The 23,089-nt window shown below is 51.1% G+C and carries 34 protein-coding genes; all 34 read right to left on the bottom strand.

All coding sequences use genetic code 11. From position 1 onward, the window contains the following. Positions 1-3: 3 nt before the first annotated feature. Positions 4-822 carry an N-acetylmuramoyl-L-alanine amidase gene (locus ACQGQ5_RS12170; RefSeq protein WP_455736771.1) on the bottom strand — a complete coding sequence of 273 codons (819 nt, stop codon included), beginning with the start codon at positions 820-822 and terminating at the stop codon, positions 4-6. Continuing rightward, a complete protein-coding gene (locus tag ACQGQ5_RS12165; protein WP_455736770.1) occupies positions 819-965 on the bottom strand; it encodes an XkdX family protein in 147 nt (48 codons plus the stop codon). Before ACQGQ5_RS12165 ends, ACQGQ5_RS12170 begins: the two co-directional genes overlap by 4 nt. Before the next feature lie 2 nt (positions 966-967). Then, positions 968-1,387 carry a hypothetical protein gene (locus ACQGQ5_RS12160; protein WP_455736769.1) on the bottom strand — a complete coding sequence of 140 codons (420 nt, stop codon included), beginning with the start codon at positions 1,385-1,387 and terminating at the stop codon, positions 968-970. Positions 1,388-1,403: 16 nt separating this feature from the next. Continuing rightward, the gene (locus ACQGQ5_RS12155; protein ID WP_455736768.1) at positions 1,404-2,006 is read right to left on the bottom strand and encodes a hypothetical protein; all 603 of its coding nucleotides are present in this window, start codon (positions 2,004-2,006) and stop codon (positions 1,404-1,406) included. 12 nt (positions 2,007-2,018) lie between these two features. Continuing rightward, positions 2,019-2,447: a hypothetical protein gene (locus ACQGQ5_RS12150; protein ID WP_455736767.1), complete on the bottom strand. Its 429-nt coding sequence runs from the start codon at positions 2,445-2,447 to the stop codon at positions 2,019-2,021. A gap of 1 nt (position 2,448) precedes the next feature. Beyond that, positions 2,449-2,811: a hypothetical protein gene (locus ACQGQ5_RS12145; protein WP_455736766.1), complete on the bottom strand. Its 363-nt coding sequence runs from the start codon at positions 2,809-2,811 to the stop codon at positions 2,449-2,451. Beyond that, positions 2,808-4,655, bottom strand: coding sequence for a hypothetical protein (locus ACQGQ5_RS12140; protein ID WP_455736765.1), 1,848 nt, complete (start codon positions 4,653-4,655; stop codon positions 2,808-2,810). The genes ACQGQ5_RS12145 and ACQGQ5_RS12140 overlap by 4 nt, the downstream gene beginning before the upstream one ends. Before the next feature lie 15 nt (positions 4,656-4,670). Beyond that, positions 4,671-5,060 carry a hypothetical protein gene (locus ACQGQ5_RS12135; RefSeq protein WP_455736764.1) on the bottom strand — a complete coding sequence of 130 codons (390 nt, stop codon included), beginning with the start codon at positions 5,058-5,060 and terminating at the stop codon, positions 4,671-4,673. 12 nt (positions 5,061-5,072) lie between these two features. After that, on the bottom strand, positions 5,073-7,778 hold the full coding sequence (locus tag ACQGQ5_RS12130; RefSeq protein WP_455736763.1) for a phage tail protein: 2,706 nt from the start codon (positions 7,776-7,778) through the stop codon (positions 5,073-5,075). A gap of 4 nt (positions 7,779-7,782) precedes the next feature. After that, positions 7,783-8,097, bottom strand: coding sequence for a hypothetical protein (locus tag ACQGQ5_RS12125; protein ID WP_455736790.1), 315 nt, complete (start codon positions 8,095-8,097; stop codon positions 7,783-7,785). A gap of 43 nt (positions 8,098-8,140) precedes the next feature. Beyond that, the gene (locus ACQGQ5_RS12120; RefSeq protein ID WP_455736762.1) at positions 8,141-8,476 is read right to left on the bottom strand and encodes a hypothetical protein; all 336 of its coding nucleotides are present in this window, start codon (positions 8,474-8,476) and stop codon (positions 8,141-8,143) included. A 64-nt stretch (positions 8,477-8,540) separates the two neighbouring features. Continuing rightward, positions 8,541-8,993, bottom strand: coding sequence for a phage tail tube protein (locus tag ACQGQ5_RS12115; protein WP_455736761.1), 453 nt, complete (start codon positions 8,991-8,993; stop codon positions 8,541-8,543). Positions 8,994-8,997: 4 nt separating this feature from the next. Next, positions 8,998-9,402 (bottom strand): hypothetical protein, encoded by a 405-nt coding sequence (locus ACQGQ5_RS12110; RefSeq protein ID WP_455736760.1) that lies wholly within the window; start codon positions 9,400-9,402, stop codon positions 8,998-9,000. Then, complete coding sequence (locus ACQGQ5_RS12105; RefSeq protein WP_455736759.1) at positions 9,403-9,783, bottom strand: hypothetical protein; 381 nt, start codon at positions 9,781-9,783, stop codon at positions 9,403-9,405. Further along, positions 9,783-10,121 (bottom strand): hypothetical protein, encoded by a 339-nt coding sequence (locus ACQGQ5_RS12100; RefSeq protein ID WP_455736758.1) that lies wholly within the window; start codon positions 10,119-10,121, stop codon positions 9,783-9,785. The genes ACQGQ5_RS12105 and ACQGQ5_RS12100 overlap by 1 nt, the downstream gene beginning before the upstream one ends. Beyond that, a complete protein-coding gene (locus ACQGQ5_RS12095; RefSeq protein WP_455736757.1) occupies positions 10,118-10,498 on the bottom strand; it encodes a hypothetical protein in 381 nt (126 codons plus the stop codon). Before ACQGQ5_RS12095 ends, ACQGQ5_RS12100 begins: the two co-directional genes overlap by 4 nt. Positions 10,499-10,528: 30 nt before the next feature. Then, entirely contained in the window at positions 10,529-10,819 is a 291-nt protein-coding gene (locus ACQGQ5_RS12090; RefSeq protein ID WP_455736756.1) for a hypothetical protein, read from the bottom strand. 12 nt (positions 10,820-10,831) lie between these two features. Beyond that, positions 10,832-11,788 carry a major capsid protein gene (locus ACQGQ5_RS12085; protein ID WP_455736755.1) on the bottom strand — a complete coding sequence of 319 codons (957 nt, stop codon included), beginning with the start codon at positions 11,786-11,788 and terminating at the stop codon, positions 10,832-10,834. A gap of 14 nt (positions 11,789-11,802) precedes the next feature. Continuing rightward, on the bottom strand, positions 11,803-12,465 hold the full coding sequence (locus tag ACQGQ5_RS12080) for a hypothetical protein (RefSeq protein ID WP_455736754.1): 663 nt from the start codon (positions 12,463-12,465) through the stop codon (positions 11,803-11,805). Between the two features lie 120 nt (positions 12,466-12,585). Then, a complete protein-coding gene (locus tag ACQGQ5_RS12075) occupies positions 12,586-13,821 on the bottom strand; it encodes a phage minor capsid protein (RefSeq protein WP_455736753.1) in 1,236 nt (411 codons plus the stop codon). Next, positions 13,821-15,350 carry a capsid protein gene (locus ACQGQ5_RS12070; RefSeq protein WP_455736752.1) on the bottom strand — a complete coding sequence of 510 codons (1,530 nt, stop codon included), beginning with the start codon at positions 15,348-15,350 and terminating at the stop codon, positions 13,821-13,823. Before ACQGQ5_RS12070 ends, ACQGQ5_RS12075 begins: the two co-directional genes overlap by 1 nt. Beyond that, complete coding sequence (locus ACQGQ5_RS12065; RefSeq protein WP_455736751.1) at positions 15,347-16,714, bottom strand: terminase; 1,368 nt, start codon at positions 16,712-16,714, stop codon at positions 15,347-15,349. Before ACQGQ5_RS12065 ends, ACQGQ5_RS12070 begins: the two co-directional genes overlap by 4 nt. Continuing rightward, positions 16,711-17,262: a terminase small subunit gene (locus tag ACQGQ5_RS12060; RefSeq protein WP_455736750.1), complete on the bottom strand. Its 552-nt coding sequence runs from the start codon at positions 17,260-17,262 to the stop codon at positions 16,711-16,713. The genes ACQGQ5_RS12065 and ACQGQ5_RS12060 overlap by 4 nt, the downstream gene beginning before the upstream one ends. Positions 17,263-17,322: 60 nt before the next feature. Continuing rightward, positions 17,323-18,129, bottom strand: coding sequence for a DUF2971 domain-containing protein (locus ACQGQ5_RS12055; protein WP_455736749.1), 807 nt, complete (start codon positions 18,127-18,129; stop codon positions 17,323-17,325). Between the two features lie 70 nt (positions 18,130-18,199). Beyond that, positions 18,200-18,937: a DNA-methyltransferase gene (locus tag ACQGQ5_RS12050; RefSeq protein ID WP_455736748.1), complete on the bottom strand. Its 738-nt coding sequence runs from the start codon at positions 18,935-18,937 to the stop codon at positions 18,200-18,202. 167 nt (positions 18,938-19,104) lie between these two features. Further along, complete coding sequence (locus ACQGQ5_RS12045; RefSeq protein WP_455736747.1) at positions 19,105-19,608, bottom strand: hypothetical protein; 504 nt, start codon at positions 19,606-19,608, stop codon at positions 19,105-19,107. A gap of 27 nt (positions 19,609-19,635) precedes the next feature. Continuing rightward, a complete protein-coding gene (locus tag ACQGQ5_RS12040; protein WP_455736746.1) occupies positions 19,636-19,965 on the bottom strand; it encodes a hypothetical protein in 330 nt (109 codons plus the stop codon). Then, complete coding sequence (locus ACQGQ5_RS12035) at positions 19,952-20,671, bottom strand: DUF551 domain-containing protein (protein WP_455736745.1); 720 nt, start codon at positions 20,669-20,671, stop codon at positions 19,952-19,954. The genes ACQGQ5_RS12040 and ACQGQ5_RS12035 overlap by 14 nt, the downstream gene beginning before the upstream one ends. After that, complete coding sequence (locus ACQGQ5_RS12030) at positions 20,671-20,856, bottom strand: hypothetical protein (protein WP_455736744.1); 186 nt, start codon at positions 20,854-20,856, stop codon at positions 20,671-20,673. Before ACQGQ5_RS12030 ends, ACQGQ5_RS12035 begins: the two co-directional genes overlap by 1 nt. Then, positions 20,849-21,286 carry a hypothetical protein gene (locus ACQGQ5_RS12025; RefSeq protein ID WP_455736743.1) on the bottom strand — a complete coding sequence of 146 codons (438 nt, stop codon included), beginning with the start codon at positions 21,284-21,286 and terminating at the stop codon, positions 20,849-20,851. Before ACQGQ5_RS12025 ends, ACQGQ5_RS12030 begins: the two co-directional genes overlap by 8 nt. Before the next feature lie 2 nt (positions 21,287-21,288). Further along, positions 21,289-21,537 carry a DUF3850 domain-containing protein gene (locus tag ACQGQ5_RS12020; protein WP_455736742.1) on the bottom strand — a complete coding sequence of 83 codons (249 nt, stop codon included), beginning with the start codon at positions 21,535-21,537 and terminating at the stop codon, positions 21,289-21,291. A gap of 9 nt (positions 21,538-21,546) precedes the next feature. After that, positions 21,547-21,927 carry a DUF1064 domain-containing protein gene (locus tag ACQGQ5_RS12015; protein ID WP_455736741.1) on the bottom strand — a complete coding sequence of 127 codons (381 nt, stop codon included), beginning with the start codon at positions 21,925-21,927 and terminating at the stop codon, positions 21,547-21,549. Further along, positions 21,927-22,430 (bottom strand): J domain-containing protein, encoded by a 504-nt coding sequence (locus ACQGQ5_RS12010; protein ID WP_455736740.1) that lies wholly within the window; start codon positions 22,428-22,430, stop codon positions 21,927-21,929. Before ACQGQ5_RS12010 ends, ACQGQ5_RS12015 begins: the two co-directional genes overlap by 1 nt. After that, on the bottom strand, positions 22,427-23,050 hold the full coding sequence (locus tag ACQGQ5_RS12005) for an ATP-binding protein (protein ID WP_455736739.1): 624 nt from the start codon (positions 23,048-23,050) through the stop codon (positions 22,427-22,429). Before ACQGQ5_RS12005 ends, ACQGQ5_RS12010 begins: the two co-directional genes overlap by 4 nt. Positions 23,051-23,089 lie beyond the last annotated feature (39 nt).

Below are 23,089 nucleotides of genomic sequence, written 5' to 3'. Positions count from 1 at the left end.
CCCTTACTCTATATTGACTGCGAACAGCTTTTTCCCGTTCGCGAACACGCCCGCGCCGGTACCCGGCTTTCCGACAGCCTTGATCTTTACAAAATAGTCGTTACCGGTTTGCCTGACTAATTCCTGAGTAAGCACCCCCGCAGTACCGATCGTGACGGCCGGTTGAATGATAGAAGTTAGTTTCAGCTGATACGTCGCGCCCTGCTTCATGACCATATCGCAGGTGGTGTCGCTCTTGACCTCAATTTTCCCCAAAATCCCCGCAAGAATGGAATCGTATGGGAAATACGCTCCAGGACAGGATGGTTTGGTCTTTGGCGCGATAAAGCAATGGCCGGTGATGTGTTCCCGGTCGATCGGAATTGTGATACCATAGATGCGCTTAACCTCGGCAATGATGTATTTATGCAATTCGATGGTCGCGGCAAGCTGCGGAGCTGTCAGCACGCCGCCGCCCGCATTGACATGCTCGATGCTGATCGTGTACAGGTTCGCATTAACTTTACGATTGCGGACGATGTCCAATTTTGAGTATTGGCTCCATACCTTACTCGCGAGAGATACCGTTTTGCCGTCCTGCACAGCAGAATAATACTGTGTTTGACTTGTCCCGTTCCCCCACGCGGCTTGTCTGATATCGACGCATTGATATACGGTACCGTCCAGGTCAACCACAAAATGTGCGGAAGCCCGATCATTTACCGTAAATTCATTGATCGCGCTGCTGACCTTATTGCCGCCGGTGATATGGTTTACGATCACATTGGGTGCCCACGGTCCGCGGCTGTTAAAATTCTTGCTGGGTTTCTGGATAATGTTCACGCTTCATACACCTCCCCTGTGATCTGCTGATATTCATTAGTGGATATCCAACCGAGCGTCACGGCGCGCTTTAGGCCGTCCTTGGTGAGCGGCCCCGCGCCGCCGTTATAGAGCCGGTTGAGATTCTGCGCTGCTATACTCATGATTATCCCTCCAATGCTCTTAATGTCAGCAGGTCGATCATAGCCTGCTGCGCCGCCTGTGTGACCTCCAGATAGGTGAGCTGCGCCAGCGTGACGCACAGCCTGTCCTCCGTAACCGCCGGGGCCGAATCGGTGGCGGGCGTGATCTCCACAGTCTTGACGGCCAGCTCCGCGCGGATGCTGTAATTGTCATGGACATACTGCTTGTCGCCGTCGATCAGCGTCAGCTTAGCCGTGTTGGCGCTGTTAGCGGTCAGAGCATCCAGCGCGTCCAGTGTTATTACATCTTTAGCGATCTGGATATAGATTGCCGTCCGAAACGTACCCATAACATCAGGTACGCCCGTATCCATTTGAGTTTTCATCGCAATGGCGGATATAACGGGCAACTCCGTGTCGTTCGCGAATTTAATTGTTTGCATAAAATTTACCTCCTGATTAATTAGATTTTCCTGTGCTATTGAGCAAGAACGAATCCCCATCCAACGGATTGATGGTTACTGCGGCACTACATAGATTCCAGTTTGCTTTACTGATCCTCGTGAAAACACTTACAGTTATACTGGACACTGTGATTGTTGATGGTATGGTATAAGTATAAATGCCGAGCTTTTCCTTGGTCCAGCCAAACATAGATGCCCATACCTGTACCCCATTAAACTGTAACAAGAATTGTACAAGAGATGTATAATTCGCCAAACTTGCAATACCGTTAATGACTACAGTTGACCCGGCAGGAATGGTGATCGGCTCTTTGAGCGTGTACAGCACAGCACACGTATTATCAAGATCGCCCTGAGCGGTGTTATCCACCCCGATATAAGCACTTGCCTCTTCGCCAACTCCATAAGTATATATTTTGCTGATTCCGTTACCCGATACGGATGCCTGGTATGTCCACTCCACTGCCCCGGAATACGATTGCCGCCACACCCCGGCAATATTGTCATAGGTCTTTTTGTCCGGCACCCACACCCCGCCTATATTGCTGTACGACTTGGTTTTATGGTATACGCCACCGATATTATCCCATATTGGCATATTCCCACCGCCTCATGAGTATTGATGCCATACGTCGCCGTCCGAACCGCCAGACGGTCCCGCCGTGGACATGGTAATGTTTCGAAGGGCCGCGCTGCCGGAGCCGACCGCGTGACTGCTATAATGGGCGTAATCTGCTGTGCCTCCGTTGGCGGGAAGGCTGCTGGGAATGACCGGATATGCCGGAAGCTGCAGCGTCGTTCCGCTCTTTGGGACCGGCGTTCCGCCGATAGTGGCGGACTGGACGGCCGTTGATAAATCTGCGACATCCTCCGTCTGAACATAATGCCCCATTGTATCGTCGTTGAACGGCGTTCCTTGTTTGGTGATGTCGGCTGCACGTACCAGGACGGCCGTAAACGGCTCGCTTCCGTCCGTCGGCGTAATCAGATAGCGGTTGAGGTTCTGCCCTTCTTCGTTTACGATTGTAATCTTCGCCAAATTAAACCACTCCTATCGGTATGTAAATATCCTGTCCTGCAACGAACGTGCCGGCACGGCGGATGCTCAGCTGAAGCTCCACAACCTTTTCATGCAGCGCCTGAAGGCAGCTTTCAATATCATTGAGGAGCTGCCAATCAAATTTTGTCTGGAAGGCATATGTCTGGTCCAGCAGAGTGTTGATATTGCTCTCGATCCGGGCGACCTCTGCCGGCGTTGGCCAGCTCGTATGCTGCCAATCCTTATAAGCAAGGGACACGCCGTAAAACTCTGCAATCCAGCGCGTGTTATTCTCAATGCGCTGCCAGTCTGTAATATTGATTTTGTCGCTTTCAGCCCATTCCCTGGGCGCCGTCCAGATCATCCGATCACCTCGCTGTCCCCGGTGAGAGCACCATTGTACACAAAATGCATTTTCTTGATCTGAGATTCCCGCATTTCACCGAAAGCCGTCTCCACCTTGCAAAAGTCGGAGACCTCCACGGAAGGGATCACACACCACGGAAAAGATTGTGTAATCCGATTCTGCAGCTGATCCAGGAGCCAGACAGCAACATACTGCGCCGTGTCGTCTTGGGCGATCAGAGTGACGTCCTTGACGTCGAGGGCGTTCGGCGTCGTGCCGGCGGTCACTGTTGAAAGCTGAGCGGACACAACCTTTTTCAGAGGCTCATACGCCCGGCCAGTAACCGTAATAGTTCCGGATGCACCGATGACCTTACAGGCGCAGGCGTAAATCTCCACGCTTTCATAGGCCCCAGTGACGGAGACTTCGGTTGCGGGATATGCCGAAAACTGAACAGTCGCGTTACCGGTAATGGCCCCTTCATACAGGGTTTCCGTCTCTTCCTTCAGCCGCCAGCCGAATTGCTCCACATTGACCTGGTTGTAATATTTTCCGAGCGTCGTCTTAGGATCCTTGTACATGGACCGGTCGATAACGACCGGATTCGGCAGCGGGACAGCCTTACGCGGAAGGATGATACCTTGTCCGGCCACAAACGTTCCGGCGATCAAGGTACTCTGATAGATGGTGTACTGATCGATCACGATCGCGTTCCGGGTTTCCTCGGTCGCGCGGTAGATCAACAGCTTGCCATACCGATCCACCTTAACCACGGCTCCCAGGGCAAAAGCAATCCGCTGCAGAGCATCTCGGTAGCTCATCGGAGCCAAGTACCCGCTGAGCTGAACATCTTTGATGTTCGGATGGATATAGAAAAGCGGGTTGCCCTGGACATCGTATAGATTCAGATCATCGAACAGTTCCAGGAGGACGGTCTCGGCCCGCTCATGGTCATACAGGCGGGATTTGTAGTAAGTGCCATCCATCAATGCCAGCAGGTCGTTGGCCGTGAATTTGGTTGTGTTCTGCGTGGGGCTCTCCCATTTTGACAAATAAAACCGGCCGAGCGGGATATCCTCATAATCTTCATCCACCAGTAATCCGGCAGTCACTGTCAGCTGCTGGCGCTCCTGCAGAAAGCGTACTTCATTCTGGGGATTGAACATATTGAACCGCTGATCAAGATTGTTCAGGGTGATCGTGGCCGTGTTAGTGCTGATGGTGTTGCCGGTCAGATCGATTTCCTCCAGTACATCGTAGCCGGTAAGCATCGTGTCGTTGTAGATATATTCCACTCCGAAACTGATTTCAAGCAGCTTTGCGTAATGATACGGCTGCACCCGGTGGATCTCAATCACCAGCTTGTCGTAGTTTTCGACAGGAAAGTCCAGGACGGCCAGAGCGGAATTAATGCCCGTGAAGGTCTTGCTTGATAGCACGGTGTCGCCCTGGTACGCAGTGGCGCGAAGGTCCTGCACCGTTTCCGCGAACTGAAGCGTGAGTCCTACGGAGCTGTGAGGCTTCGTGAAGGTGTATGTGACAGCCGGCGGATCCGTAAAGGTTCCGTCAGATCCGGAGACTGCCGTGGACCACCAGCCGAAATTCATGCCGGCCGGCGGATTATCCGGGAATAGGCTCATGCTGCCATTCACCTTGAACTGGTCCTGTTCACAGGTTCCAACCGCCGGAACGCTCACCACCGTGTCCAGAGTCTTTGATACGTCCGAAAACGGCTGCTGATCCGCTGCGGCCGTCGCATCCCCGCGGGCGGTTACATCGAACACGCCGAAGGAAACCCGCCCTCTCCACCTACGGGCAAAAGCACGCGCAGCGGTATAAAACTTGTCAGAAACCCGAATCATACCGCTCTTCCTCCTTTACTGCTCAATAAAATTAACTTTAAGCCCTTTCCATTGTGCGATCTTATGGTTTGTCCTATCGTAATAAAATGTTCTTAACGACGTGCTTAGCGGGTTACCTCGGTATGCAGTAATCTCAAATGCGAGGCTCCCGCCAGGATGTGGAAAAACGAACGGAAAATATTCCGGCAGGTTGTCAAGGATATTGAAGGTCTCCCGAAAGTCATCATCATCCTCAATAACCTGCCAGACACAATTGAGTTTTATTTTTTTGCCAACACGCTGCCGATGCGCCAGACTGTCCGTTGTCCGGAAAGCTTCGAGGTCTAAATCCGATGTTTCAAAATCCAGTGTGGTGGTAGAAGGCACCCAGATACCGTTTACTTTTATTTCGCCTTGGTATTTCATATGGTCCCTCCTCTAAAAGATTGTTCCGCCGACGCGCTTGTCCTCCTCGTCAAAGTAGGGCTTCAGCAGGCGGGCTATCATGGCACCGTCCAGTATGATATTCGGATTCTTCGCAATGATTTCACGCAGGAGCTGGACCATATCCTCGCGGAATTCCTCCAGCTCGTTCAGCAGGGGGACCAACGTTTCCATGAACGTGTCCATCATCAGCGACTGCGGCGTCGCGATTTCCGGATTGCTCCGCGCCCCGGCATACTCACCCATCATGGCCAGCGTCGGCTGCTCCAGCACACCGCCGTTCGCAAGGCGAGGAATAGAGATATGTGCCTTTGGTTCAATGTGAATTCCTACGCCCGCCCATTTCTTAATTGGAAAGTCATCAGGAATGCGAATTTTATTAAGAGTTTCAATAATCCCGTTGACTCCATCAATAAAGGCGTTGGAAAATCCCTCGAGGAGTCCGATAATTGCATTAAGTGGAGTCTTTGCGATATCATACAAGGCACCGAAAACGCCGCTAAAAATTTCCTGTATGCCCTTCCATGCTTTCCCCCAGTCGCCGGTGAAGACACCTACAAGGAAATCGATCACGCCGCCAAGGGCCTTAAAGATGTTGGCCGCTGCGTCAAGTATTGCACCGACGGTATCGCCGATATTTTTAATGACCCATTTGAGGACCTCGGCGATCGGAGGCCCAAGCGTTGTGACAAACCAGTTGACAAGAGGAGCGATAAATCCGTTATAGATTTCCATTGCGCCGTTGACAAGCTTCATCACAAACTCGCCGATCTGCCCGATTAGCGGCAGCAGATGATCTGTCCACAGCTGATCTAACACCGAGAAAATTTGATCAAAGACCGGCTTCAGAAAGCTGTTCCAGACATTCAGGAACGTGTCCCTAACCGAGTTGATCATAGTGCGGATATTTTCAAAAGTCGTTACGCCGTACTGTTCCCATAGGGATTTAAAGGTGTTCAGGATATCTACAATAACCTTGCTGACAAACTGAGCGAATGGATCTATCACGCCATGCCACAGGGTATCAAAGACAGTTTTCACGGCATCAAAGGCCACTACAGTGGTTTTGCTAACTTCCTTAAAAGCGTCTGTTAAAATCGGAAGGCCGTTCCGGATTATCCAGTTTATAGCCGGCTGCAGCGTTGCCCAGACTGTTTCCGCAACCATGGCCAGGCTGTCCATAAATCCGGAAAGCATGGTCGAACCGTCGCTGATTCCCTGCGCCAGCGCGCTTTTGAAATCCGTCTGAAACCAGTTGGACAACGGTGTCATCCATTCCCGGCACTGTTCACCAATACCGGCGAAAAGAGCCTTGAATCTGGCAACAGGAGCATCAAATTTAGAGAGGTTGTCCTGAATCGGTTTTGTGACATAATCGTTGAATCCGGCCGCGATCCCGGCCCAGACGGATTTGAATTTCTCTGCAAGGCTCGTAGCCGCTTCGGTGCCTTTTGTATTCAGGGCATCATAATCAATGGCGTCGGTGCCGGCGGCGCCGCCCTTCTGGCTGATGACCTTCAGCTCGTCAAAACTGGCCAGCTGGCCCTTGTCTTTGGATCCGCTTCCGGATTTTTTCTTCTCCGCATCCGCGGCGTTCTTCTGCATTTGCTTTGTGGCCGCGAGGGATTGCGCGTAGGTCTTTCCGAATAAGGCGGAAATGAAAGCCGCGACTTGCTTTGTGGCGGCAGCCAGCCAGGCCATCAGAGAATTGAGCGCCGGCAGGATTGCCTGATAAATCGGGGTGAACGCGATTTCCAGATTGGCTTTAACCTCATTTAGGGATTTTTTGAACTGATCGCTATTAACAGTGGCCAGCGAAAAAGCCTTCCTCAAGGTAGCAAATGCCGCGGCGGCAAGAGCCAGAGGCGCCGCGACTGACAAAGATCCCGTCAGGCTGCTTGACATCGCGCGGCCCAGCACTCCGACTTTTGCAATACCCTGGGCATTACTCGTAACGGCCGAAATCATTGCGTTGGTCTGCGTGCGTAATGTCCCCATCGTAGCAGATCGCTTTTTACGCTCTGCTGATTCAACAGCCTTGACAGAATCCTGCGCTGACTTGATCGTCTTCGCCGCGGTGCTTTGAGCGCCGGATGTGATATCGGAAAATGTTTTTTTTACCGACTGATTCACAGATGCAAATGCACTCTGTATCCGGGCAGCCATGCGAGTGAAGGCACTGCTGGCAACTTGTGACGTCTGCGCCGCGCCGCTTGCGGATGCAGTCACAGAAGGAGTTTCCTGTACTTTCGGCTTCAGTGTAGCGTCATCCCAGTTGTTCATAAATTCCGTTGGATCCGTTTCAAGCGCGCTGTGTCCATGCAGTTTCGCAGTCGTCGGCAATAACCCTCTGCCATCCGGATTGGTGATACTGTCATGCAGGCGCTTGTTTGCTCTGGCCGCGATTGCTTCAATTTCATCTGCCGTTTGTTCTACCTGATCGGTTACGGCCTTTAACGGAGCTTTCACGGCGGCACTTGCTCTCTCGATAGGAGCGGTGATTGCCTTCTCCATGGTCTTTCCGGCGTTCTCCATGGGCTTAGAAATAGATTCCTGCACTGTTTTGCCGACCTGCTGAAAGCTCTGTTGCGCCGACCTGTTGGCATTGGCGGCAATAGAGTTAAGCTGCTCATTAAGTTTACTGACAATTCGCAGGTCCAGCGTGATAACGCCGACCGACGTGCCTGTACCTTCTGCCACGAGATCACCTCCCCACTTTTGGACTGAATGCGGCCGCAAAAGCAAGCTCCATTTCGGCCATCTGCTTGTACCAATCCGCCTCGTCTGACTTAGTAAATTTCTCGTCCTTAACCCGAGACGCTAGAAAGCGCGGCCACTCATCTCTGACGGCGCGCTGTTCTTTCGTGTAATTTTTAATGATGTCTTTGTTAGTTTCCGACCGGACGCCAACCACACGGCCAAGAGGCGTATCGTCCATCAGACCGCTGACCATTTTCGACCAGTCAGAATATTTCAGATTTTCCTGCTCCGACGGCAGAACGCCATACTGCTTGGCAATGCTCTGCTCAATCAGGATCTTATCGTAATCGACGTCATACCAGCTATTGCTGTTTGGTTGTCTTCTTTTTGGATTCCTGAAATCGGGCCGCGACCTCTTCCGGATCTTCTCCGGTCATTGCAGCGGTAACAAGTTCAAACAACTGTCGGTATGCGGGAAACGGGAGGTTCATCCCGTCGATTTCCTTGGACGACTTTTCACCGAATGCCAGTTTCATAACTTCGTCCATGTTGTCGGAATCAAGTTTATTGTCCGCTGTCATATTCATAAGTTTTTTAACTGTTTTCTGCCTGTCATCAATCGGATAAACTTTATCCCCGATGCGGATCTCCGGGGTTCCGATCAAGAGCTTTTCATCAAGGGTGTAGAGTTTTCCCATATAGTTTTCCTCCTGAAAATTCAGCCCCCTGCCAAATGACAGAGGGCTGTTAATAAAATCTGTTTTATGCGCCGGCCGGCGGCGTGTAAGTCGGCTTTCCATTGCTCATGGCATCGAATTCCAGGCTATCCACGTTCGTGCTGTCACCGCCGCCCGGGCTGGTCACATTGATAACCGCGCCGAAAGACAGCTTGCCACCGCTCGGGAATGTCCATTCAAAAGGCGTATTGCAATCGCGGCCGGACACCCACGAGAGGCTGGCAATATAGTCGTTGCCAACGTCGCCTACAGAACGTTTACCTTTGAGGGAAATCGTAAAGCCTTTGGCGGTCATCAGGCGTTTCATCCAGCCTTCTGTTTCCATCGGCGTCCACTCTTCAGCCTTACCATCCATCTTGACGCTGAAGGTTTCCATCTCTGCAATGGTGACCATATCCGTCGGCTCTACACTGTCCTCGCCTTTGCTGCCAATTTTGAACTGGTTTTTGAATACAGGGAATACTCCCGTATTAGGCATTCAATCAAGTCCTTTCATATAAGATTTTAAGTTGTATAACATATTCGCAGAACCCGTGCACATCCTTTCCCACCGGGATCGGAGCGGGACCGGGATCCGCAGAGATAACCGGCGTCGCTCCCATCATCACATTGGATAGCCCGTAAAGCAGGCTATAGACGGCCTGTGCCTTGGCTTCCGCCGCTACCATGCTATTGGTCCAATGAATCAAGATACGCGCCCACGCGGTGCTATACCGTGTCTGTTCAATTCCACCGACGCAGATGCGCTGCGAGCTTCCGGAAGGCTTTAGAGAATAAACGCCGACATATTTTTCTTTGTTGCCGTCAATCCCGCCGACAGCGATGCAATTTTTAAGATCCGGGTCCTGACTTTTCAGCCAGTCCTTGACCTGCTCCAGTGTCAGCATTTATACCCCTGCTTCCTTTTTATAATTCTCGGCGAAGGTGTCTTTCAGAAAATCCTTTCTTTCGCCGTCGATCCACGGTGTCAGCCATTCGCCGCCGGCGTTTGGATTGTTGACCGTTTGAAAATCATACTCCGGATGATAATAGAGCCGGCGGGCCTGCGGGGAACCAGTGACAAGACGCGACTCAACTTCCCCGCCGTCCTCTTCCGTAACGGTGAAGGTCTGATTATTCTGCATATCGCCCGTGTCAAATGGCATCACCTGTGCGGCAATAACATCAGTTTTCAGCGCCTCGATAGCAATGCCGGCCGCCGTCTTTGCTGCGGCCTCCAGCTTCGCGATAGCAGCGACATCCAGATCGATCTTGATTCCGACACCCATTACATCAGCTCCAGTTGCGTGTAATTCACGGTTCCATCCGGATTCCGTGCGCGACTGCCGCGGTAGATCGTCCGGACGGTGCTCCCGCCGTCCAGGGTGGCCTCTCCCTCCAATTTTTCGCGCCCGGGGAAAATATCGCCGTTAAACAGTGCGGTGGCCTCCAGCGTGATCAGGCGGCGTTCTGCGTCAAGAATCTGCTTCTGCTTTTCGGAGTAGTTACATTTTCCCTCCCAGGTATCAACCACCTTCGGGGAACCGTCCTCATTAATGCCGTCCGTAATGTTGATGATGATCGGCGTATTGCAGACGGCATCCGGCACCAGCTCCGGCCACTTCATATCATCACCCCGCGGTAAGTCAGACCGGTTTGACGTAACAGTGAAACCACTTCATTTGTGGTGAAGGTACTACCCTGCTTTACCAGAACCGATTTATCCCACTGCATGGATACGCCGTTGATTCCGTAGCTACTGAGTGAATTGTTGAGAAGTTCAGCATATTCATGATGAAAATCCGCCTGAAGGCAGGTCGCCCGGCGGATCTTCTCCTGCTGAAATGGCGTAAGCAAAAGTATTCCACTGTTCCCGCCAATTCGGTTAAAAGTCATGGAATCCACGTCATCCGACGCCGCGGCAAGCTGCTGATCCAGTTCAGAATCCGGAATTGCAGCACCTTTATAAGTATTTTTATAATAGTCGCTGTCTGCATAGGCCATCGGATCCGCTTCCTTTCTTCCGGGCGGCTCTTACTGCTGGCCGCCCTTAATCTTTGCGAGTATGTCCTCTTTCTTTGTGCTATCACCAAGGTCGATGTTCTTTTCCTTGGCATAGGCTTTTAGTTCCGCCACCGTCATTTCATCGGGGGATTTCCCCGGCTCTTGGGGCACCTGGAAATTCTCCGTCTCCTCGACCTTATATCCATGGGAACGGAACCAATCCAGCAAAGCGGGGTTATCTGTTTCCCCGACTCCTTTGGAAAAAGCTACAGAAGCGCTCACACCGGTGTATTCCTCATTTGGAGCATAGATTTTTGACATGGTGATTCCTCCTTACTGGACCTTCAGGCCGCGCATGATGCCAGCGGCTTTTGTCGCCTTCAGGGCAACAGCTGCGACCATTTCAACCTCTCCGATCTTTACCGCACCAGGCGTAGTGAAATCCGGCATGTAGGTTTCGATCGGGGCTTTCCCCGCCATGCTGACGCCATGGAATCCGTCGAGCCCGAGCCGTACCGCATAGAGCGGCGTCTCTCCGGTTGTCCCATTGACTCCGACGATCAGGCTGTTACTGCCCGGTTTCTCTCCGAGGTCAATCAGCGGGATCTGGTCATAGGCGGTGATGTTCTGGCCGAAACGGTCCTTTGTCTCGGTGAAGCTCGCGGAACGGCGAGCGGCCGCGCGGAACTTTGCCCACATTTTTTTGTTCATGAGCAACGCAGACGGCCGGCCATCCAGTTGTGCAAGGAAGTTGTCTATTTCGTCGAGAAACACCTTGTAGTTAGTGTCCACCGCAGCGGAGGTGGAAAGGTCAATGGCTGCTCCCGGCGTGTATTCCGTGCTGGAGCCGGTGACCGCCTTCTCCAGACCGTCGAAAGCCTTATCGTCGACGCCACTGTCCCCATTAATCACGGTATCAGAGAACAGTGCCCGAGCTGCTTTGATTTTCTGCTCGGTCTGGAAAGTAACTTCGTTCACGATGCCGCCCATGCCAGCAATAATACGGTCGATCTGGTATGCACCGCCGAACACCTTCAGATCACAGGTAAAACGTTTCTTTTTCGCTTCCTGCGGAGCGTATTCAGAGTTGACCGCACGGAAGGCAGCTGTCGGCTGAGTGATCACACGGGTATAACCATAGGTCAACGTTGCGCCGCCACCCGTCGGGCTAACCGCATCGTCAAAGGTGAGATTGTCGAGCAGCCAGGAAGATTTCTGGAACTCGTCAATAACGCCGAGCTGCAGGGCATCCTGGACATTTACTTTTGCTTCTTCAAGGGTAATAGCCATAATTTTTCCTCCTGTTATTTTTTATAGAATGCGGCAACAGCGTCCTTTAGGCTTCCCTTCTTGTCGCCTCCGGAGCTGTCTCCGTCGCCACCGACTTTAAAGCCGGCGCCTTTTTTCTGCTGTTCCTGTGTTGGCTTCAGCTCGGGAATATCTTTAAGCACCTGCTCCATAGCCTTTTTAACCGCTTCACTGTCGACGCCGAGCTCATCGTCGACATCAATTGCGCTCAGATCTGCCATGCGCACAGCATAGGCCACACGGTCCGCTTTGACGCCCAGCGTAAGGGCAACCGACTTAGCTTCAGCCTGAACCAATTTCTGATTCGCGGCCGCAAGCTTCGCAGCGCTGCCATCATCTGCAGGTTGCTCGTCCTTGTCCTGATCCTTTTTATCCCCTTCACCTTTTTTCTTTGGCGCAGGATGTTCCCGCTCCCACTTGCGGCGCTCACGGGCAAGACGGCTTTCCACAGCCGCATCAACATCGGCCTGAGAATATTTCTTTTCATCGGCGCCGGAATCATCCTTTTTGTCATCGTCCTTATCATCTTTTCCGGAATCATCTTTCTTGTCATCGCCTTTGTCGTCCCCCTCGCCACCTGAACCAGAGCCGCCATCGGCAAAACGCAGCTGATAATAAGGAATGCCGAATGTCCCGCTGAACCATTTTTTTGTACGCATAGTCATTACCTCCGTTTAAGATCCGTCGACCATAATTCCGTTTTCGGCCCGTCGGCCCCGTGCAGTTTAACGCCACCGGCACGTTTTTGGGCAAAAAAAGAAAGCCTATAACGCCAGGCTTCACGGCGAGATATTTGGATCACCTCCCATGGGAATATCATAGGTCTTTTCCCGCCAGTAGTCACGGCGAAGAACATCGCTGTGCTCTGAGATAAATTTCCGAAGTTCTTTCTGGGCCGCAGCCGTTTTGCGCTTGTATTCCTTCACCCGCGCGGGATCCTGTAGACCCTCGGCCATTCGCTTGAATTTCCGGACTCTCTTTTCCATGTTGCGCTGTTGCTGTTCCAATGCGGAATTCTCTCGGATTTTAGCTGTATCCATTGGATCAGGAAGCTTGCTGACTCCTTCAATCCAGGTGGTAAGCGTGTGTCGGCAGTTCGGATGAAACAGGCCAGCCTTCACGGCTACGGAAAGAAGAGGGTACCAATTTCCGTTCACGCTCAGGCCCCGGCCGTTTTTCGTCTGCACATTGAACTCTCCCCATACATCATCGATATATACCCGGCCCTGCCAGGGCAGGCACGTATTGGAACAGGCGCCGTACTGACTGACCAGCACGGTATCAATACCGAGCTCCGCCCGGCGCTTCGCTTCTCCCTGGAGATATGAGCGAGTCGCGGCGGTGCGCAGCGCCATCTGAACATAATCGGCAATATTGACTCGTGCACCGTTACTGTATTCGATACAGTTGATGCCCGCGCGAAGGAAATCTTTGACCGTCATATCAATGGCCTGCGGAAGTGTCGTGGCACCCGCCGCCATCGCTGTGGCGGCCTGTGAAATGGTACGGCGATAAACATCGTCCATCATGCGCAATGCGGCCGTCTGGGCCTTCTGCTCGGCTTCATGCATATCCTGCATAAGGTTTTCAAGGCGGTGATCATTGACGCCGAAAAAGTGATCTTCAGACAGTCCCTCCGGTTTCTGCTCTTTTGGTCTATTCCATGCGAGCTGCGTGACACGGTCCCCGCGCCGGCTCCATGCATCCGGAGAACGCCCGGACCACGCTTCAGCCGCATCTGCCTCTCGGTTAACATATTCTCGCCCTTCCGCATACTGCTCAGCCATCAGCTTACGGGTTTGAAAGTCGACCACATCGCTGTATTTATTCATGATAGACTTGTTTTCCTGGCGGAAGTGTTCAACATGCTTCAGCTTTTCTGTCTGCCAAGCGGGCCAGTTGAATCCCTCTTCACGCTCCCAGGCTTTATGCCCGGCAAGGTTCCGTTTTAAGGACGCGATCAGCTTCAGTTCTATGGACACGAACAGATCAGAAATATCCTTCCATGACAGCATTACGCTTCACCACCGGTATCCAGTTCATCCCCGACACTCGGCTCCTTCATCGGTTCAATACCCAACTCATTTTTTATCCGGGCAACCTCTGCTTCTTTCCACGTTTTATCACGGGTATCGCCCCACATTTCATCCACGCTGGCTTCGATAGACATGGTATTGTTCTGCCGAGCCTTGCCGATCGTTTCCACGACCGCCTCAAAGGATGGATTAGCGTATTCACCCCAAGTAACTGTGCATTCATAGTCCTTTGGGGTGCGCTCATTGTTGAGGTCATCAGCCTTCAGGACGATATCCACCAGCTTTGGCAGCACCTTCTCCAGAACGTCAATACGCTGCGAACGGGTGTACATGGTGGTTTTCTCCTTCTCGCGCTGACTCTCTGCGTTATCCAGTTTCTTCACATCGATGCCGAGTGTAGACGGGGAAAGAACGCCCTGCAGACACAGATCCAGGTCCGTGCTGTACTTCTGCTGAAATGAATCGCTGTTGATCGTGGGTTGCACTACTTGAATTTGAGAAGCAACCCCTTCTTTGCTGTTGGGGCCGGTTGCAATAAACTGATTATCAAAAGGATTCGGAGGAATCGCTCTACCGTTATTCGGATCCCGTGGGATCATATCTTCCGGAATATACCTGGTAATCCGGCCGGCTCGGAAGGCGTCCGTCCACTGGCTGACATCTTCGTCGAATGCATCGTATGAATCGCATTTCCCATCAAAGAGGCTTTTACCGCGACCGGGAAAACGCGGGCTTTCTGCAAACATCACCGGTATGGCCAGCATGAAATCATAGTCCCATGTTATGGGCTTCAGATCGGACAGCTCCTGAAACATATCCATATCTGCGGGCTTTCCGGATTCGTCGTAAAGTTTGTAATGTATGTCTCCGATTCCGTATATTTCTTCCAGTTTATATGTCCGGCCGTTCAGCTGCTGATCAGAGTAGAACATGATCTCCGTGATTCTCCCGCGTTTACGGGTATAGTCCACACGTTCCCCAGAATAAAACTCAATGATTGGAAGCCCCGACACATCAGGATCCAGAGAAATTTTGAAAGCGCCGTCACCGGCAACGTCCGTTTCCGTGCAAGCCTTCCGCACGAGCTTCTTCCAATCGTTTTCTTCCTCAATTTCTTTCCATCGATCAGCGGTATCATCCTGCACGGCCGCGCCATCCGTCGGCTGATCAGCAGCACCAAATTGCACCGGCTCCATATCATCCGATACAATCCCGGCGATCTTATCCACGCACATCTGAGGCAGGCCAGTATGAACCTTTCTGATTTGCAGCCCTTCGGAGGGGACTGCAGCCCAGAAGCGTGCCGCATTGACCGAATCACGGGAGCCTTCCGCGGCCGACTTATAAAACTGTGACAGCTCCGACGGTTCCCCGCGGTACCATATCCGATTTTTCATGACATTACCCGCATAGGTGTACGGCTCATATATGGTGATGGTCCGATCCGTTGCTGGCTGGATCCTCAGCCAATTTACAATGGCGGTTTTGATTTTATCCCCTAAACTCATTTTAGAACCACGCTCCCTATTTTATCTTTGTACGGCAGCCATGAATATTGATCTGCGTTAATCGTGTGATCGTTACCATCCTCTGGTACGTTATCCTTTTCCTCATCCCAACTGTAGGAATTCAGCTCGTCGATCTCCGGCTGGCAATATTCTTGCACCAGCAAAAAATCCCCGTGCGCCATCCAGCCGGCCTGCAGGTTAAGGCGGTCGATGATCTGCATCTTTTTCCATGCCGGCACGAAGTCATACACGCTGCCGTTCAGGCGCTTATACTTCTGACATTCAATAATCGTTGCCTGGTCCGCGGAATCGATGTAGACCGTGCGTGCGAACAGACCCCACAATGCCCGATGCTTTTCGAGGAAAGCAATCAGCAAGGGCGGGATATCCGACGGCGCCAGAGGCGTTGCACGGCCCTGATTGCTGAGGATATGCGCGGCCAGCGTGATCTTTCTGCGGTCCGTGGTAATTCCGCTGAAAGTAAAGGCAAAGGTATCGGCCGACTTCTGCGAATAAGAAGTATCCACGCCGGCCGACGTCTGGATAAACTTCATTTTCCCGTTCTTTATCTGCTCCAGGAGATCCGCGGCATGAATCAGGTTGCTGTCCTGCAGGTTAAACACCAGACCGGTGGAGCGACCACGCAGGCCTTTGATCTTGTTTTTCCATAGCTTCGTACCCGGGGCCACTCCGGCGAGCAGCTGCTCCCGCTTTTCCTGAGTCAGTGACGGGTTGTCATCGAATGTGAAATACCAGTGCACCCACCCGGATGCTGGCGGCTGATCCAGCTGTTTCAGCAGTTCCTTCGGGGTGCCGGATTCCCAACGCGGCAACGGCCGACAACGATTGATATATTCCTTATAGATCGGCAGGCCCGGATCATCCGGGTTCAATGTCATCATCATGTAGTCGTAGCGGATACTAACCTCGCGCACGAAATCCATATCCGCAATGTTGGCTTCATCGATGTACACACAGCCGTATTGACCGCCAAGAGCCTTTTTCCAACGGGCTTTGTTGTCATAGCCGAGGACGTAAATAATCTTATCCCCGCCTGGCGCCTTATACCTCAAATGCGGCATGGTGACGCCGCGGCCGCCGCCCGGGTAGTATGAAAGCAGGCTGCCGAATATATCCAGCAGCCCGCAATCCTTTGTTATTACGTTTTTTTCCAGCGTCCCGAGGTCGTTTCCGGCCATGATATGAGAACGCTGGTGGGATTCCGCAACACGGAACAGGAACTTAACCACGCCTACCGTGGTCTTGCCTGCATAGGTCGTACCCTCTAATACTTCCACCTTCGCGCAGCACTTCATGAAATCGATGTATTTCGGAGAAAGTAGAAATTCAGATGAAACCGTCATCCGGAATCATTGGACGGCGTGTCCTCTCCTTGCCCGGTATCGCCGCCCTGCTGCAATTGGTGAAGGATTGATTCGAGGGCAGGGCTTCCGGTGTCGATCGCGCCCGAGTGCTCCACCTTATCCGTGAACATGCCGAGGTGACGGCCGAGCTGCTCCAGGGCTTTACCTTTGTCGTATAATTTGATTTCTCGCTCTATTCCCTCACCGTCAGCAGTCGGGATTATCTTGACACGAACGGAGGCGACGGCGGCGAGATCATCATCTGAAGCATTTGCTAAAATAGTTGCATCTTCAAAGTTAATTACATTTTTAGGATTCAGCAATGCGATTCTTGCCAGCTCACGCACCACGCGGTCAGCATTGATGCCGGTCCGCTTTGACTGCACGGCGATTGCTTTGTCTATACGCGCGCGAATATCAGGTTTCTGCATGTTCTCACTGCCGATGGAGGCGGCGCTCTCCGGGCTGTACCCGGCCCTAATGGCCGCCTGCGTGGCGTTCAGGTCGACAAGGTATTCCTCGCAGAATCGTTTCTGTTTGTTGGTCATGGCGGTCACCTCCTTAAAAATGACATAAAAAAGCGCCTACCGAAGTAGACGCAAAAGCGACTAACAAATCTGTTCTTGGATAAGATCAAAACTGCCTGGTTTCATTTCCATTTGAAAAAGCCGTATTTTAGATTTGATACAGTGTTCCTTGATAGGAGTAAGCAAATCAATTTCATTTTTGGCTGCTTTACAGCCCAAATAAATTGCCGCAGGCTTTGGTGAAGCGACCTTCGTTCCCATTTGTTCTTCTGCCATTGGAGAATCCAATTTATGTATAAGTCTCCACTCATTCTCATGGCTCCATTCTCCCGACTTTGTCAATATTAATGCTTTTATAATTTGTTCTTGATATACTTTATTATTATCTGAAAACGTATTTAATTGTCTATACAGAGCGTCAAAATTATTATTGTAGCTCATGTGATTTAATGAGCCTATTGAATTAAGGTCATCGTAATTATATCCAATGCAAAATCCTTTATGACAGTTGGCATAATAGCTCCACATAGTTATTGAATTATATTCTGGGAAAAAACACGCTACTCCTTCAAAGCTTATATAATGTCTTAATAACACTTTGAATAATTCATTCGCGGCTTCATGCTGCTTCCATTTTTCCAAATTATCTTCTCTATATTTTTCTGTTAGCATCTTTGCTACGTCAGGGTTGATATTCGATGCATCACTACCTATCATTTTGGCTAAAGTTTCCTTAATTGTGTATTCTGTTCTACCTTCTCCAGTAAACTGAGCCGCACAATCATAAGGATCATTAAAATTAAGTGGATTCCCAAGCCATAACTCTTCGTTCAGAAGGCAGTTAAGATCGTCTAAACTTCCAGTTCTATACCGAAATAAATAGTCCATTCTCAGTTCCCCTTTTTTCCTTTATAATAATTCCAAATATTACAAAAGTCAAAGGAATAATCGCCAAATTTTAGACAGAAATTTCTATTATGCGATTAATAGCGGTTTGATAGTGCTGGGGATCCGTTTCAAATCCTGTAAAGTTTCGCCCGGACCGGATGCAGGCAACAGCCGTCGTGCCGCTCCCTATACAGTTGTCGAGGACCAGCTCCCCCGGGTTAGTGTAGGTCCTGATCATGTATTCAAACAACGCCACCGGCTTTTGTGTCGGGTGCATACCTCTCTCGCATTTGACTTCAAGCAGCTGACGCGGATAATGCACGATGCAAGTTTCGGTATCATGCGAAAGGCTACCGTCCATCCGGTAAACAGAATCACCATGCACCGGCGGTTTTTTACCTCGCTGCATGATCGGTTTGTCCAGGATAATAACACCCTGCGGGTTATATGTCGGCTGATGCTTATAAAATACACAAATTTCTTCTACACAGCGCAGCGGCTGCTTTTTGGCGTTAGCAAAGCCTGTCACCATATTCTTGTACCAGTACCAGCAGTATTTGAACATTTTCGGATTGCTGCTGATCAGCTTCGTGGTGAAGGGCTGGGAGGCAGTCAGAACAATTGCACCATTGTCTTTAATAATTCTACAATACTGACGCCAGAGCTCCGGAAATGGAATAAGGCTATCCCATCGGCAGCCGGTCATTCCGTAAGGCAAATCGCAAAGAATCATATCAATGCTTTTGTCCGGATACATGCTCATGCCGGCAATACAGTCCATATTGAATATTTTGTTGATGTAGTCCATGCGGCTCCTTTCTGTCGGATGCCCGCACGATCTAAGGCAATGAAAAAGGCGTTTAGCATCAGCTGAACGCCTTATCTATTTGCAAAATTCCTTGATTATATTGTACCATAAAGATTCCGCCGGTGGGCGCCGATTCCCGCCGAAAGTCGCCGGAAAACGCCGGAATCTCAGTGCAACATTCCCGGGAATACAAGCTGGTCCGCCTGCATCATCAGCTGAAGCAGGGCAACACGCACTCGCTCCCTGGTCTGGCTCTCGGAATAATCCACCCTGCCGGCAATTTCTTTCCATGGCGGCCGACGGTATGTGCGCCTGCGCTTCCGCGGATCCGGGTCCCCCATATAAGCCAATTCCAATATGTACCGATCAGTCTTGTCCAAACGATCCAGAGCAACCCCCATCCAGTTTTTAGCGTCGCGCAGTTCCTCAATCCGTCTGGAGCATCGCTTAATCTCTTCGTTGTAATAACGTGAAGGATCCGCCAGCGCCATGTTGGCCGTCCGATCTCCAGGCACACCTTTGCCGCCCGGCAGCCCGGAAAGGTTGACGGACGGCAATGCTATTTTATTCATTTCAGTTTCGCAGTTGCGAATGGTGGCGAATTCCTCGGCAATCATCTGCGGAATATCATAGTAGATTTTAAGCAAATTCTTTACTTCATCGGCCGTCAACTCTCCCCACCCTTTCATGCATTCAAGCTATATTTGTTCCTCGCCAGGTGCAGATATCCTTTCAATGGTTTCAAGGGAATCATCGAACCCGATCTGTTGCAGGCGGCGCTGAAGCTGTATCGTACCGGTTTCCCGATCGGCGTAAAATTCAGAAGTCAGTTGGTTCAAGCGCTTGGCAAACCTCTGAATCCGAACTGGCCCCAGGTGCTCCGTATCATTGAGCGCGACGCAGGCCAGCATCAGGGCAGTGATCGCGGCGTCATCCCTCTGCTGGGCGATTGTCTGGTACCGCTGCATTTGCATACGTTGGGCGTAATTCAGGCCTTGCGGTTGCGGTAGTCGATTAGTCTTTTTCATGATGGGCCTCCTGTTCCGGCTTGCGGGAGTCCGGCGGCGCCGGCAGTGGCATCCAGTGAGTAACCGTTCCGACCCCATCGCCCAAGTCAGTCACCCATTTTCCAAACACAATCCAACCTACAGTTGTACCTATTACGTCGCACCGAACAAGTACCCGCTGCTGCGCTTCTGGTAGCCTTTCATTCACCGGGATCCATGTCAGCAGCTTGTTCTCGTGAGTTCTCAATGGACATACGCGAGGGCTATTATGGCCGAAATGTGATTGACCAACGTCACGCCCACTTAGATCACAGTAATAAGTAAAACCGTCAGCCTTTTGAGACGGAGCATGTAAACAATGTCCGCATCTATCACACCGAGGTGTTTCAGTTGCCTTGTTTTCCGGGAAAATACAATTTCCCTCGATGTATTCTGCAAGGGATTTTGCATGACGGGCCGCGACAGAGGGATAATTTTGAGCGATTGCCCATTCATAGGCTTGACGCTGTTCATCCGTCATAGGTACTTTGCTTTCCGGGGCTTGGCGGAAAAGAATTAGATTATCTCCGGCATCGATTAAAGCCTGTATATCCGCTTCCAGCCTATCTACGCAATCAATACACCCTTCATCTCCATAAGCACAGGCATGATTATCCGTTGTGCATGTTAGTGCATTTCCGCAGAAATCCATACACTTTAAAATTTCCGATGGCTTCAGTTTTTTCATCAGCATTTTGCCTCCTTTTTCTCGGCCCAGTACAGCGCCTGTGCGCAACGGCCCGCGGCGTTTTGGACTTCCTGTTCCATCACGAAATAGGCGTTCAGCTCGGCCACACTGTTGCCCTCGGCATCCGCTGCCGCTTCCAGCGCGGAAAGCAGCTGCTTCAGGGCGGTTTTTACTTTTTCATCCATCGTTTTTACCTCCCAGCATTTTTGAAAAGCATCTGCTGCACAGATCGTCACCAACCCAAGAGCACCCGCCCGGGCAAGCGTGATTCCAGTCACAGCCGCAGACACGGCATTTACGTTTGAAGAAATCCGGATCCATTTGCTCGATTACACTTCGGAGCTGAGCGTTTTCGGTTTTTACCCGCTGCAGCTTCTCCAACATAATTTTGCACTGGCTTTTCTCAAAATCATTGATGCGGCTTATGTACGCGATCGCATCCTGAGCCAAGCGTTTACTGCACACAGTTCCATCAGGCATACAATCGTCATCAGAACCCCTGAGCGGATACAGGTAACAATCTTCACAAGGGTAATGATCGGCCGGCTCATTGTCTAAGCAGCATAGCAGCGCCTGCTCCAGCATTTCCTGTGTAATTTCAATTTCTTTGCTCATCGTTATTCTCCCTCCGCCATTAAAGATAAAATGCACCAGTCAGGATCCAAGCCAATCTCCGGTCCATACAGCACATACGGAACATACCGCCTAAGCTCTCGACCGGTGTATCCTCTGTCGGCCTCCCACTCCTGCAGCACCAACGTATCGCAGGGATGATAGTTCCGATCGTTACGCCGCAGCTCGAAGGTTTTAACACCGCATCGTACAGCCGAGAAATGCTCTGGAAGGATTTTAAGATAATGAGTCATGTGTATCCCTCATTTCAAAATTCGCAGCGGCAGACCGGGATATGATTCATTCCACAGTTTCCGCTTCAGCTTAAATTCCTTTGTTTCCATACCCTTAACGTCTTCTATCCAAATTCGACCATCGGCTCCCCGTATCATAAAATCCGCACGGTACCGGATGCCTCCTGGAAGAACAAAACTTGGCTGCGGCCAGAACCACTGAATCTTCCCAGCAGCTTTGAGAATCTTCAGTTCGCAGTACCTTCGAGCTTCAGCCTTACTATCAAAGGTGATATTATCCACTTTGGTTTTCTGATTATGGTACTTATTTTCTTTTGCCGACCGTGAAGGGGCTTTCACTTGACCGGCTCCGGCCGGCGGGATGAATCCCGGTATAAATCTCGTTGCCATCAGTGCGCCTCCTCAAAGTATTTGACGGCCTGCTCGTAAGCCGCATTGAGTGTTACAAACTGCTCCTCGGATCCGCCGGCATCCGGATGCGCACTTTTCGCTAAACGCTTATATCGCCGGCCGATATCCTCCACGTTCTCCGGGAGCCGATCGTATCCAAGAACTCGGAAACAATCCGGGATGTCCGCCGCGGGCGGAAGGTATTTCATGCCGGCCACCCATGTACTAAGATCATATATTCCGCGCTCTACCATGCGGGCCAGATCTTCTAAGGAAAGGACCACCTGGGCGAAAACGTCGCTGCCATATCGTACCGTCTGTCCGTGAGTCTTGGCATTATCAATACTGTGGCTAAAACGGTAGAGCTGACCCTTATATGAAAATTCCACCCAGCAGCTGAAGCGGTCCCAATTGTAATTGTATTTTTCGATGCCCAGGCGATTCATAACCTTCTCGAGCTTTGCCTCATAGTTCGCGGCCGGGGCGTATTGTTTTGTGCTCATGCCTTTTTCCTCCTGAGCCTGTAATTTTTCTCATCACCTGATGCAATGGAAAGGCAATAGCTTTCTGTTGCCATTTGGAAAATGCGCCCGGCGGTCGCCGGCTCCACTCGCTGCAGCTCCTCAATGGTCCATTCACTGGAAATGATCGTCGTGAGATTACCGGCAATATACCGGGAATTGATTATCTCGAAAGCGAGGGACGTATCTCCGGGGCTCGGCTGCTTCCGGGCGCCGCGGTCATCCAGGACAGGTTTAAAAAGATCGTCTATGTAAAGCACTGGTACAGTTTTAAGCGGATTAATCATCCGTTCGTACTTGCTTTCGTCAGTAATGACCGCTTTCAGTTTTGTGGATTCATCTTTCCACAGCATATACCGGACCGATTGCCCGCGGCGGAGCAGTTCCCCCGCGATCGCTGTACAGATGTGAGATTTTCCGGCGCCGGTTTGTCCACCAATGAATAACCATTTATTTCGAGGATCTTTTAGAAATGCTTCCGCTGTTGATTTCATATGTTTCTGCAAAAGTGTATCTGTTTTCCACCGCTCCAGGGTGTATATTTCCATCAGGTTCTGAAGCCCACTGTTCCGGATGCGAGCTGTGCTTTCACGCATGGCCATACAACTGCACATTTTAGAGCGGATTTCCCCGTCCGAGCT

This window comes from Caproiciproducens sp. (genome assembly GCF_053840905.1).
The sequence above is the reverse complement of the archived record's forward strand: the minus strand, read 5'-3'. Positions and strand labels throughout refer to the sequence as shown.

Coding starts and splice junctions, on each gene's coding strand:
- ACQGQ5_RS12055 (WP_455736749.1), bottom strand. CDS start 18,129: ATGGACTATTTATTTCGGTATAGAACTGGAAGTTTAGACGATCTTAAC.
- ACQGQ5_RS12065 (WP_455736751.1), bottom strand. CDS start 16,714: ATGACGGTTTCATCTGAATTTCTACTTTCTCCGAAATACATCGATTTC.
- ACQGQ5_RS12085 (WP_455736755.1), bottom strand. CDS start 11,788: ATGGCTATTACCCTTGAAGAAGCAAAAGTAAATGTCCAGGATGCCCTG.
- ACQGQ5_RS12020 (WP_455736742.1), bottom strand. CDS start 21,537: ATGACTCATTATCTTAAAATCCTTCCAGAGCATTTCTCGGCTGTACGA.
- ACQGQ5_RS12115 (WP_455736761.1), bottom strand. CDS start 8,993: ATGCCTAATACGGGAGTATTCCCTGTATTCAAAAACCAGTTCAAAATT.
- ACQGQ5_RS12035 (WP_455736745.1), bottom strand. CDS start 20,671: ATGAAAAAACTGAAGCCATCGGAAATTTTAAAGTGTATGGATTTCTGC.
- ACQGQ5_RS12025 (WP_455736743.1), bottom strand. CDS start 21,286: ATGAGCAAAGAAATTGAAATTACACAGGAAATGCTGGAGCAGGCGCTG.
- ACQGQ5_RS12140 (WP_455736765.1), bottom strand. CDS start 4,655: ATGATTCGGGTTTCTGACAAGTTTTATACCGCTGCGCGTGCTTTTGCC.
- ACQGQ5_RS12050 (WP_455736748.1), bottom strand. CDS start 18,937: ATGGACTACATCAACAAAATATTCAATATGGACTGTATTGCCGGCATG.
- ACQGQ5_RS12120 (WP_455736762.1), bottom strand. CDS start 8,476: ATGGGAAAACTCTACACCCTTGATGAAAAGCTCTTGATCGGAACCCCG.
- ACQGQ5_RS12070 (WP_455736752.1), bottom strand. CDS start 15,350: ATGAGTTTAGGGGATAAAATCAAAACCGCCATTGTAAATTGGCTGAGG.
- ACQGQ5_RS12040 (WP_455736746.1), bottom strand. CDS start 19,965: ATGAAAAAGACTAATCGACTACCGCAACCGCAAGGCCTGAATTACGCC.
- ACQGQ5_RS12030 (WP_455736744.1), bottom strand. CDS start 20,856: ATGGATGAAAAAGTAAAAACCGCCCTGAAGCAGCTGCTTTCCGCGCTG.
- ACQGQ5_RS12105 (WP_455736759.1), bottom strand. CDS start 9,783: ATGGGTGTCGGAATCAAGATCGATCTGGATGTCGCTGCTATCGCGAAG.
- ACQGQ5_RS12110 (WP_455736760.1), bottom strand. CDS start 9,402: ATGCTGACACTGGAGCAGGTCAAGGACTGGCTGAAAAGTCAGGACCCG.
- ACQGQ5_RS12165 (WP_455736770.1), bottom strand. CDS start 965: ATGAGTATAGCAGCGCAGAATCTCAACCGGCTCTATAACGGCGGCGCG.
- ACQGQ5_RS12155 (WP_455736768.1), bottom strand. CDS start 2,006: ATGCCAATATGGGATAATATCGGTGGCGTATACCATAAAACCAAGTCG.
- ACQGQ5_RS12015 (WP_455736741.1), bottom strand. CDS start 21,927: ATGGCAACGAGATTTATACCGGGATTCATCCCGCCGGCCGGAGCCGGT.
- ACQGQ5_RS12060 (WP_455736750.1), bottom strand. CDS start 17,262: ATGACCAACAAACAGAAACGATTCTGCGAGGAATACCTTGTCGACCTG.
- ACQGQ5_RS12010 (WP_455736740.1), bottom strand. CDS start 22,430: ATGAGCACAAAACAATACGCCCCGGCCGCGAACTATGAGGCAAAGCTC.
- ACQGQ5_RS12160 (WP_455736769.1), bottom strand. CDS start 1,387: ATGCAAACAATTAAATTCGCGAACGACACGGAGTTGCCCGTTATATCC.
- ACQGQ5_RS12090 (WP_455736756.1), bottom strand. CDS start 10,819: ATGTCAAAAATCTATGCTCCAAATGAGGAATACACCGGTGTGAGCGCT.
- ACQGQ5_RS12005 (WP_455736739.1), bottom strand. CDS start 23,050: ATGGCCATGCGTGAAAGCACAGCTCGCATCCGGAACAGTGGGCTTCAG.
- ACQGQ5_RS12075 (WP_455736753.1), bottom strand. CDS start 13,821: ATGCTGTCATGGAAGGATATTTCTGATCTGTTCGTGTCCATAGAACTG.
- ACQGQ5_RS12100 (WP_455736758.1), bottom strand. CDS start 10,121: ATGAAGTGGCCGGAGCTGGTGCCGGATGCCGTCTGCAATACGCCGATC.
- ACQGQ5_RS12095 (WP_455736757.1), bottom strand. CDS start 10,498: ATGGCCTATGCAGACAGCGACTATTATAAAAATACTTATAAAGGTGCT.
- ACQGQ5_RS12145 (WP_455736766.1), bottom strand. CDS start 2,811: ATGATCTGGACGGCGCCCAGGGAATGGGCTGAAAGCGACAAAATCAAT.
- ACQGQ5_RS12135 (WP_455736764.1), bottom strand. CDS start 5,060: ATGAAATACCAAGGCGAAATAAAAGTAAACGGTATCTGGGTGCCTTCT.
- ACQGQ5_RS12080 (WP_455736754.1), bottom strand. CDS start 12,465: ATGCGTACAAAAAAATGGTTCAGCGGGACATTCGGCATTCCTTATTAT.